Below are 1356 nucleotides of genomic sequence, written 5' to 3'. Positions count from 1 at the left end.
ACAATATTGATTAATATTAATGTGTTGACCTAACCTTCTTTACCCTTCGTGCCTTCGTGGTTAATTCGCTTTTGATTTTAAGAGACTGTAATCAACCGCGTAATGAATTTGGCCATCTGATTAGAGGTGATAAACTCACTTTAACTAATCAGGTATTAATATGACAAAACAAACAAGACCAACTTATTCACCCGAATTTAAATTAGAAGTTGCACAACAAGTCGTTGATATGAGGCGACCTGTAAGAGATGTAGCAGAGAGCTTAGGGTTAGGTAAATCAACGGTAGATAAATGGGCAAGGCAGCTTCGGAATGAGCGAAATGGACAACTATCATCAGCAACACCATTGACACCAGACCAAATAAAAATACGAGAGCTTGAGAGAAAGATAAAAGACTTAGAAACAGATAATACAATATTAAAAAAGGCTTCAGCTCTCTTGATTCAGGACTCACTCAAAGGTTTTCGTTAATTAGCGAATTTCAAGAGAGCATTGGTATCGTTAAACTGTGTGAATTATTCGACGTTCATCGCAGTAGCTACCGTTATTGGTTAGCTAATCCAGATAACATAATACCTGAACGTATACGTTTAATTGCCGAAATGAAGCGTTGGTTTACGGTGAGCCATGGCTCTGCTGGTGAGCGTAGCTTAGTCACATTACTGGCCACATCAGGCTTTAATGTAAGTCGCTGGTTGGTTAACAAACTGATGAAACAAGAAGGACTCGTTAGTCGACAGCAGCCCACTCACAAGTATGCTAAAAGTGAAAAAGAACACTTATCAATACCCAATGTACTTAATCGGGACTTTAGTCCAGCAGCGCCTAATCAGTCATGGTGCGGTGATGTCACTTACGTTTGGACGGGTAACAAATGGTCTTATTTAGCGGTGGTTATCGATTTATATGCGCGTAAAGTCATTGGCTGGGCTATTGGAAATAGCCCAGATAGCGAGCTAACTAAAAAAGCATTAAGGATGGCTTTTGAAAGTCGAGGTAAGCCAAAAAAGCTATTATTTCATAGTGACCAAGGTTGCCATTATACAAGTAAAACATTTAGGCAATTGTTATGGCGCTATGGGATTAGACAGAGCTTAAGTCGCCGTGGTAATTGCTGGGATAATGCGCCAATGGAGCGTTTCTTTAGGAGCTTTAAAACAGAATGGATGCCTAAGTTAGGTTATTCAGATATGAATACAGCGAGGCTGTCGATTAGTGATTATATAAATGGCTATTACAATCGATATCGCCCACATCAGTTTAACGGCGGATTTTCACCATTAGCAGCAGAGAAAGAAAACGTAAAAACCTCTAACAAGATGGCCAGTTTTACTTGACCACTGCACTATACCTTC

1 protein-coding gene is annotated in these 1356 nt (G+C 39.7%); it reads left to right on the top strand.

The features are described from left to right. Positions 1-160: 160 nt before the first annotated feature. A protein-coding gene (locus AMM48_RS22015; protein ID WP_244271346.1) for an IS3 family transposase occupies positions 161-1338 on the top strand; the annotation gives its coding sequence in 2 pieces (ribosomal slippage) (positions 161-431 and positions 431-1338; 1179 coding nt in all). Positions 1339-1356: the final 18 nt, after the last annotated feature.

The sequence above is a fragment of the Thalassospira sp. GB04J01 genome (assembly GCF_000751115.1).
Classification (GTDB): domain Bacteria; phylum Pseudomonadota; class Alphaproteobacteria; order Rhodospirillales; family Thalassospiraceae; genus Thalassospira; species Thalassospira lucentensis.
The sequence above is the reverse complement of the archived record's forward strand: the minus strand, read 5'-3'. Positions and strand labels throughout refer to the sequence as shown.